The sequence below is a fragment of the Dehalococcoidales bacterium genome, from assembly GCA_035529395.1.
Classification (GTDB): Bacteria; Chloroflexota; Dehalococcoidia; order Dehalococcoidales; family Fen-1064; genus DUES01.
The window spans coordinates 1-8,759 of the sequence record DATKWT010000078.1; the positions used below are offsets into that span (position 1 = coordinate 1).

9 protein-coding genes are annotated in these 8,759 nt (G+C 54.6%); all 9 read right to left on the bottom strand.

The window, feature by feature from the left end; genetic code table 11:
* Positions 1–82: 82 nt before the first annotated feature.
* A complete protein-coding gene (acpS, locus tag VMW13_04790) occupies positions 83–448 on the bottom strand; it encodes a holo-ACP synthase (protein HUV44131.1) in 366 nt (121 codons plus the stop codon).
* Between the two features lie 83 nt (positions 449–531).
* Positions 532–1,092, bottom strand: a complete 561-nt coding sequence (locus VMW13_04795; GenBank protein ID HUV44132.1) for a DUF4340 domain-containing protein — start codon at positions 1,090–1,092, stop codon at positions 532–534.
* A gap of 31 nt (positions 1,093–1,123) precedes the next feature.
* Entirely contained in the window at positions 1,124–2,776 is a 1,653-nt protein-coding gene (locus tag VMW13_04800) for a Gldg family protein (protein HUV44133.1), read from the bottom strand.
* Positions 2,777–3,493, bottom strand: a complete 717-nt coding sequence (locus tag VMW13_04805) for an ABC transporter permease (GenBank protein ID HUV44134.1) — start codon at positions 3,491–3,493, stop codon at positions 2,777–2,779.
* Entirely contained in the window at positions 3,490–4,461 is a 972-nt protein-coding gene (locus VMW13_04810) for an ATP-binding cassette domain-containing protein (GenBank protein ID HUV44135.1), read from the bottom strand. The genes VMW13_04805 and VMW13_04810 overlap by 4 nt, the downstream gene beginning before the upstream one ends.
* Before the next feature lie 48 nt (positions 4,462–4,509).
* Complete coding sequence (locus tag VMW13_04815) at positions 4,510–5,547, bottom strand: peptidylprolyl isomerase (protein HUV44136.1); 1,038 nt, start codon at positions 5,545–5,547, stop codon at positions 4,510–4,512.
* 142 nt (positions 5,548–5,689) lie between these two features.
* A complete protein-coding gene (locus tag VMW13_04820) occupies positions 5,690–6,673 on the bottom strand; it encodes an oligopeptide/dipeptide ABC transporter ATP-binding protein (GenBank protein HUV44137.1) in 984 nt (327 codons plus the stop codon).
* A gap of 23 nt (positions 6,674–6,696) precedes the next feature.
* Positions 6,697–7,746 (bottom strand): ABC transporter ATP-binding protein, encoded by a 1,050-nt coding sequence (locus VMW13_04825; GenBank protein ID HUV44138.1) that lies wholly within the window; start codon positions 7,744–7,746, stop codon positions 6,697–6,699.
* Between the two features lie 394 nt (positions 7,747–8,140).
* Positions 8,141–8,389, bottom strand: a complete 249-nt coding sequence (locus VMW13_04830; protein HUV44139.1) for a DUF6504 family protein — start codon at positions 8,387–8,389, stop codon at positions 8,141–8,143.
* Between the last annotated feature and the right edge of the window lie 370 nt (positions 8,390–8,759).

The window sequence follows — 8,759 nt, forward strand, 5'->3', positions numbered from 1 at the left end:
TGTCCGGACTGCGGCGGCCTGCTGGCCTACGAGGAAGGCTGCTTCAAGTGCCACGGCTGCGGGTATACCAAGTGCTGAGCCTCTACCCCTTCTCCCCAACCACGAACGCAATCGCGTAGTCCCTTGAGTGCGATAGGCTGATGGCCATTCCTGCCAGGCCCAGTCCGTCAGCGTATTCCTTTGCCCGGTGGTAGAGGTTGACCACGGGCCGGCCGCCAGGTTCGGCCAGGATTTCAATGTCCTTCCAGCCGATGCCACCTTCGCTTGTCCCCAGGGCTTTCACGACCGCCTCCTTACCGGCAAAACGGGCCGCTAAGGATGAAGGGCTTTTCGCGTAGCGCTTGAGTTCAGATTCGGTGTAGACTCGTCTCAGGAACCTGTCTCCCCAGCGTTCAACGGCTTCATGAACGCGGGCAATCTCTATGATATCGACACCGATGTACTGCATTTTTATAACATGATAGTTGGTAGGGTAGGTGATATATTACGGCATCTGGGGGCTGATTATGTCCCTGTCGGAAAGGAAGGAGGTTAGTCCTCCTCCTCTTCTTCTGGAGGATAGGGTGGCTCCAGGACAAGGCGTTCGAGCACGTCATACCAGGTGGCATCGACGATGTAGATGTCATCAGAGTCGGCCACGCGAACATAGTGGGCATGGCCGTCAGGTACCTCATCGCCCACCTCGATGCGTACAATCTCCCCGTCCTCCTTGGTCAGGGTGAGCAGCATTATCGGCTGGGTGAAGCCGAACACCGCCAGCTGCTCATCGGTAGCATCTTTGGCAATCGGCCTTTCGGCACCCGGGCCACTGAGAATCAGTGGTATGCCGCCTCCCCAGCGTTCCGGGTCAGTTCTGGGTCCTGGCGGGTCATCGAAATACCACTGTCTGTCCTCGTGCTTGACGAACTTCTCGGTGCTAGCCAGGTTAGGGAGGTCTATCTGGATGTGTTGCAGTTCTTCCATATCGAAGAGCCAGACGTATTGCATCGGCTCCTTTATTGGTGGGGGCTCCTCGACAGGCCGGGTGGTATAGTAAACGGTCGCCGCGATGGCAAGGATTCCGACCAGTATCAGTATACTTTTCAGCCTCAACTGCTAACCCTCGGGCAAGACCTTTCTGTGGCTATCTTCTGCGCCACCAGATGTACGCACCCGCCACCAGCACTAACAGCGGCAGCAGTCCTATGCTGGAGATGGTGATGAAACTTGTTGCTTCCGGGCCGATGATGAGCCGGCGGGTCTGGAGGTACTTGCGGTCCATAGTGATGAGTTCCTTGCCCTGCGTGAGAAAGTGGATAGAGGTCAGGAACAGAGTACCGTTGTCTCCGTTCTGGAAGTGGGCGTTGGTGGTGAAGTCGGAATCACCGACCACGATCAGGCGAGTGCCCGCGAAGGCTTGGGCAGTGAACAGAGCGATCGCTTCTTCATCCTCTACATCTACCACGGTGTCCGGATAGCGTATCACGAAGAAACCGATATTCAGACTACCCAGGATATCGCTCTCTTCGTCGAACTGCGGCTCAGTGTCGGACTGCAGGTCTGTCTCCAGCCAGCTTTCCTGGCTGGTCCTCAGAAGCGAGTACAGCACCGCCTGGCTGTCTTCACTGACCCACGTGAATTGGGCGAGTCCTGACTGTGAGATCGCTGCCATTGCTTCAAATCCAGCCTGCGGTAGCATGGCTGTGGCCCCGGGGAAGTAGGTGTCTCCGTACATGCCGTACTGGGCGAAGTAGTTTCGCAACAAAGGTACAAGCGGACTATCATTGTGAGGTGCTGTGAATGAGCCTTCGTCGATAATCACGCCGTCCCTGATGTCCATCCCCCACTGTGAAATCAGTTCCCTGAATTCCTTGGGAGGATTGGGGTCTACCAGGATCAGTGCCCAGCCACCATTCTCCAGGTATTGCTCGATCAGGTCCGCTTCACGACCTGTCAATGACCCTTTTGGACCGGCAATGACCAATACCGTGCAGTCCTCCGGAATATCACCGGCAATGCGGATGTCCAGGCTTTCCACTTGATAAAGGTTGTCGAGTAGCCCTTCTCTCACGGTACTGTAGCCATCAGCAGACGTTGAGAAGATGCTGTTCTCACCATGTCCGGTGAGGAAGTACACCTTCTTCTGGACGGAACCGGTAACCTCCAGTATGGCGCTCGTGAAAGCATATTCTGCTTCAATTATCATGTCGCCTTGCTCGGTGACGCTGATAATATTCTGGGGTAGAACAGACCGCTGCCCGGCCTCACCCCGGAACACTACGGCGGGATACTGGCTTACGCCGCATTGCCTGGCCTGGTCCGGTTGTTGCTCAGGGTCTATCAGTTCAATGCCTAACTGGTCGGTGAAGTTCTTGTACTCGTCCAGCAGGTTTTGCAGAAAGCCACCGGTTGTATCACCGGGTACAGTGAACAGGAGCGCCTCCACTGGTGTCTCCATCCCTTCGAGAGCGCTTTTTGTTTGTGATGTCAGCGTGTACTGGGACAGGCCGGTAACATCGAAACGGTGGAAGTTAGCATAGCTGATGGCATTGACCAGCAGGATAATACCAACGAATATGGAAACCATCAGGGTAGTGCCGGTGCTGAATCTCCCCCGACGGCTTGCCAGTGCGCCACGCACCCGCCGGTAATCGATGACAAAAGCCACCAGCACCAGTATCGCACCCAGCAACAGCATGCCCCAGGAAATGTAGCGGATACCGGGCAGCACCAGCGTCAGTATCCAGCCAACGAACAGGCTTGCCAGTCCCAGTAGCGCGATAATGCCGGTCTGCATCTAGCTCCACCTGCCTGTTTCAATAGACCGAATCGTGAAGAAGAGGAACAGGGCAATGATACTGAGGTAGTAAATGATGGCCCTGGTATCTATGATGCCCACCGTGAAGTCACCGAAATTGTGCATCAGCGAGACATAAGCCAGTAACTCCCCGATGTTCGCTGGTACAAGAGCGACGGCAGAGCCGACGAACCACAGGGCGAAAAGGATTGCCCCGGAGATTACGGCGGCGACTATCTGGTTTGACGTTACTGATGAAGCGAACAGCCCCACTGCCATGGCAGAACTACCCAGCAGGATGAGGCCGATATAGCTGGTGACTATCGGACCGATGTCCGGGTCACCGAACCAGACCAGCAAGAGCGGATAATAGAGAGTAAGCGCCAGCATTGACAGGAGGATGCCCAGGCTGCCCAGGAACTTGCCGAGCACGACCTCGGAATCTCTGACCGGAGCGGTCAGGAGTAGTTCCCAGGTGCCCATCTTCTTCTCCTCGGCGAGGAGACGCATGGTCAGTACGGAGGCGAACAGCAGGAGAAGAAGGTTGCCTGGGTTGAGGAAGCCGGCGATACTGGTATCGGTATACCCCGTCCCGGTAAGGTACGTGCTGAAGAATGTTCCCGTAATGAGCAGAAAAACGAAGGTAACGATGTACGCCATGGGAGAGGTCAGGTGGGACCTGAACTCCTTGGAGGCAATGAGACCGATGTTCTTCACGCTTCGACGTCCCCCTCGTCTTCAACGAAGATATCTTCTTCGTCCTCGTCGTATTCTTCGGTGGTCAATTCGAGGAAGATATCCTCAAGGCTCATTTCCACGGCCTCCATGCCAAGTAGTATCCAACCACCCTGCACAATGGCCTCCATGAGCTTGGGACGAAGGTCTTGTTCCGGCGGACAATCCACGAAGTGGTGGGGCTCTTCGTAGCGTACCTGGCGCACACCTTTGATATTACTGAGCTTCGTGGTTACTTCACCGGCTGGCCCCTGTACTTCAAGGCGTATGCTTCGCGACCCCGTGATGATGGTTGACAGGTTCTCTATTTTGTCCTCGGCGACAATCCGCCCCTCGTGGATGATGACCACGCGGTCACAGGTCATGCTTACTTCCGGTAGAATATGGCTGGAGAGAAGGATGGTGTGCTCCTGCCCGAGGTCCTTGATAAGCTGCCTGGTCTGGGACACCTGAATCGGGTCTATGCCCAATGTAGGTTCGTCCAGAATCATCACCTCTGGCTCATGTATAATTGCCTGGGCAACTCCTACCCGCTGCCTGAACCCTCGCGAGAGCTTGCCGATGAGCACATCGATATATTCCTCAAGACGGCAGAGCTCCACGACATCGTCAATCCTGGTCTTAACATGGTTACTGTCCATGCCCCTGATTCTGCCGGAGAATTCCAGGTAGGAGCGGACGGTTACGTCGGTATACAGGGGGATGGCCTCCGGGAGATAGCCGATGTGCCTGCGTCCTTCCAGGGAGTTCTCCGCCATATTGCAGTCAGCCACCCAGACATCGCCACGTGTAGGCATAAGAAAGCTGGTGATTATGCGCATAGCGGTCGTCTTACCGGCACCATTGGGGCCGAGGAGACCCAGTATTTCACCCTTCTCTACGTTGAAGCTGATGTCATCTAACGCGAGGCGCTCTCCGTAGTACTTGGTGAGGTTCTGAACCCTAATCACTACTCTACCACCTGACTAATCGACCAGACCTGGGAATCCTCCGGCCGACTACTGACTTTGTCTTCTTGATAGCTGCCACGATATCCAGGCGTGGGTCTCGGAATCAAAGCCGTTATTGCGGCCATGGAGTGTAATCGTCTGGACGCTCATTTCATTACTCAGCCACATCTCGATCTGCCGACTCTTTACTATTTCCAGCAGGTTCTCATCGATATCCCTGGCAGTCGCCCGTTCCGAGACCATGAAGAGAGCAAATATATTATTCTCCTGGTCTATCATTGTCGGGTCGCTAACCTGGCCGATACCGAGGTCAAACATCCAATCTGGTGGTGTGAGGAACATCGTACCCTGCTGAATTCCCATAGCATCGCGAGGCCACCAGCCCATGTCACCGCCTTGCTCCGCGGATGCTTCATCGATGGCGAGCTCACGCGCCAGGTCAGCAAAGTCCTCCCCTTCTTCCAGCCTGCTTTTTGCTTCAACGGCATCTTCATAAGCATTTTCTGTCGGGAACACGATGAGGTGAAGGTGCACCTGTTCGGCTACCGTAGATACTCTTTCGGCAAAATACTGCTGGAGGCGAAACCCCATTAACGAGGTGAGAGCAAGGTCTTTAAATTCGGCGTCAGACAGCCCGCTCTCGTTACGCTGGTCACGATACCAGGACTGGAACTCGGTCTCAGAGATAGTCTCGTTTTCACCCCGGGCACTGTTTCTTAGCTCTGCCATGAGCTCATCCTCAGTGACCTCGATACCGTAGCGAGGTGCCCCTTGTCTAATTAGCTCCTCATTGGTAATGGTCTCAATCATTGTGAAAATGTCATCTGTGGGGCCGGCAATGAGCATTCTTCGGATGAAGTAGTCGATGTTGATTTCGGCATCGTTCACCTTGATTATGGTGAACTGAAGTGGTATTACGTAGATGACATAATAACCGATGCCGATGGCTAGACCCAGAACAGCGAGCACTACCGCAGCCAGAATTAAGCGTGTCCTTCTCTGCGAAGGTCGTTTCTCTTCCGCTGCTGGCTTCGGGGTACTCGCTACCGGTCTTCTGCCGCGGGGTCTTCTGGTTGATTGCGACATAACTTCTCTACTTAAAAAAATTGGCCTGGATTACTTAGCAACACAGAACTCCTGCATTACACATCCGGAAGTGAACCGGAAACGCACGGACCTCCCGTACACTGTGTGGCCGGTATCCCGCTGGTGACTGGGATACAGGTGTCTATTTCACCAGATGACATGCCACCCAATGCTCCCCACCGATGTTCCTTAGCTCCGGCGTCTCTTCCCTGCAGATATCCATTGCCTGTGCACATCTGGGGTTGAAGTTACAGCCGCGGGGGGGATTGATTGGGCTGGGTACATCACCAGCCAGAATAATCCGCTCCCGGGTACGGTCAACCGCCGGGTCAGGTATCGGGACCGCTGAAAGCAGCGCTATGGTGTAGGGATGGAGCGGATTGGCATATATTTCGTCAGCATTCGTGATTTCAACGATTCTACCAAGATACATCACGGCCACTCGGTCACTGATGTTGCGTACTACGGAAAGGTCATGAGCAATAAAAAGGTAAGTCAGATTCAGTTCATCGCGGAGCCTTTCCAGGAGGATTATAACCTGGGCCTGAATGGAAACGTCCAGGGCTGATACGGGCTCATCGCATACAATGAAGGCGGGCCTCACGGCAAGAGCCCGGGCGATGCCGATGCGTTGCCGTTGGCCGCCGCTGAACTCGTGCGGGTAGCGGTCCGCCATGAAAGGCTCGAGTTCCACCATCCGGAACAGCTCGGCGACCTGGTCCCGGTACTCCTGACCTTTGGCCAGACCGTGGACCTTCAGGGGTTCACCAATAATCTCGCCGGCAGTCATACGGGGGTCGAGTGAGGCAAACGGGTCCTGGAAAATCAACTGCATGTATCGACGCATTCTCCTCATCTGCTCGCGCTTGAGCTCGGTGAGCTCGGTGCCGTCAAAGATGATCTTGCCCTTCATGCCATCATAGAGTTGCAGGATGCAGCGTCCGGTGGTTGTCTTGCCACAGCCGCTTTCGCCTACCAGGCCGAGGGTTTCACCCTTCTTGATGAAGAAGGAGACACCATCCACGGCTTTGACATCAGCCACCCTTTTCTGCATGATGCCGGCTGTTACGGGGAAGTACATGAACAGGTCCTGTACTTCTACTAGGTTCTCAGTAGCATTACTCATTATCGGAGAGCCCTCACTTGTCCTTAGTACTTATGCAGCTTGTCAGCGTCATAGAAGCAGGCCCGCAGGTGGTCTTCGCCAATCTTTTCAAGTGTGGGTGCTTCTACCCGGCACCGGTCCATGGCATACTCGCAGCGCGGATGGAAGGCGCAGCCTCCGGGCAGCCGGGCGAGATTGGGTGGGAGACCGGTTATGATTCTGAGACTCTTCTTCCGTTCGCTGTCCAGCCTGGGGACGGATGCCAGCAGACCAATGGTGTAGGGATGCTTGGGATTAGAATAGAGTTCGTCAGTGGGCGCGGTCTCCACCAGTCTACCGGCGTACATCACCTGCACCCGGTCGACATAGCGGGCGACGACTCCCAGGTTGTGCGTGATAATTAAAACGGCCGTGCCCAGCCGGTCTCTTAGTTCGGCGAGTATCTCCAGCAACTGTGCCTGCACGGTAACGTCGACTGAGGTGGTAGGCTCGTCGGCAATCAGCAGTGCGGGGTCGCAGCTAAGCGCCATAGCAATCATGATGCGCTGCTGCATCCCTCCGGAGAACTGGAATGGATAGTCCTGAGCACGCTGTTCCGCATCCGGTATTCCCACCAGCTTCAGCAGCCTGATGGTTTCCCCAAGCGATGCTTCCTTGTCCATACCCCGGTGGAGTTCCAGGGCTTCGGATATCTGCCGCTTCACGGTGAGAACGGGGTTCAGAGAAGTCGTCGGCTCCTGGAATATCATGGCAATGCGGTTGCCCCTGATGTGGCGCATATCTGCCTCGGACGCTTTCAGCAGGTCCTGTCCCTGGAAGAAGATTTCCCCACCGACTATGATACCGGGTGGGTATGGAATAAGCCGCAGGATGGAAAGGGCGCTTACGCTCTTACCACAGGCACTCTCGCCCACCAGACCAACACTTTCTCCCTTATTGATATGGTAGGACAGGCCGTCAACGGCTTTAACCTCTCCTTCCTGGGTGTAGAAATAGGTCCTCAGTTCCTTAACGTCGAGAATCCTCTCATCAGTTGTTGTTGCCATCTTGACACTACCAACCCAGAAACCAGTCCCCCTGGCAATAAATACCACCTGGCGTACTTCTCAGTGTAAACGGGGGCAACCAGATTTCTGTGCCAGACCTCCTTTAATATACGTGCTCTAACGCGGCCAAGCCATACACCCTAGCTTATGGCCGATATTATCACGGAGGGATACCTTTGTCAACTCTTTTGCAGACTCGGTTTTATCCAATTCGGCGGGACTGGCAATTATCGTGCGTAACCGGGGGTAAACCTTGCGTAGTCACGTGCTCAAACCCTATTGCTCTCGTTCAGACAGAAGGGTGAGATTATGATAGTGTTACTATTGTCGTTCTGAGCGGAAAGGAGTGCTGTGAAGAATACCGGGGAATTATCCCGGAGAGTGCTAAAGGGGTGTCCCCCGGATATAGTAGGGTTGGTCGAAAGGGTTTTTCAGCACACTCTCAGTCAAGAATCCGTTGCAGGAACCAGCTATCCCCGAACTGGCAAAGCTCGTAGGTGCCTTCAGTGGAGTTCCGGGCGTTGACGCGGACAAAGAAGCGTACCTGCTTCTCATCCCACCAGTCGGCCGGTTCTCGCCACCAGTTAAGGACCTCGACCACCCTGTAGAGGCGTTTCCGCCAGATGAAGGCGATTGGGAGTGAGTCCCTGCCGGCGTGGGTTCTGATAGGTTCACCAATGAGCTTTGCCATCACGGGTCTCCAAGGAGGGGTCACTACCACTATAGCAGAACAAATGTTCTATGTCAAGGGGTGGAACAAGGAATCGAAGATTCAGACCACAAATGAACCCGCAAAACTCCACTCTTCAAGCACCAACCAGAACCGGTATCACCCAACGCCTGACAAACCCGGAATACCTTCACCGTACAATCTGGCACTTCAAACTTCCGCCAGTGAGTACAACAACGGTCCCGACGAAGCTCGCGGTCCATGCTAGTGTAGTGTCTCTAACATAGCTTTACAATGAGACACCGGCTACTACGACGCATTATTGTCAACAATTATTGTAAAGAAAACTCGGAGACACTACACTAGCAAGACCGAATCTGCCGGCGGACTC

Excerpts from the sequence above, each read along its gene's own strand:
- acpS (HUV44131.1), bottom strand. The coding sequence starts at position 448 with ATGCAGTACATCGGTGTCGATATCATAGAGATTGCCCGCGTTCATGAA.
- VMW13_04800 (HUV44133.1), bottom strand. The coding sequence starts at position 2,776 with ATGCAGACCGGCATTATCGCGCTACTGGGACTGGCAAGCCTGTTCGTT.
- VMW13_04815 (HUV44136.1), bottom strand. The coding sequence starts at position 5,547 with ATGTCGCAATCAACCAGAAGACCCCGCGGCAGAAGACCGGTAGCGAGT.
- VMW13_04820 (HUV44137.1), bottom strand. The coding sequence starts at position 6,673 with ATGAGTAATGCTACTGAGAACCTAGTAGAAGTACAGGACCTGTTCATG.
- VMW13_04830 (HUV44139.1), bottom strand. The coding sequence starts at position 8,389 with ATGGCAAAGCTCATTGGTGAACCTATCAGAACCCACGCCGGCAGGGAC.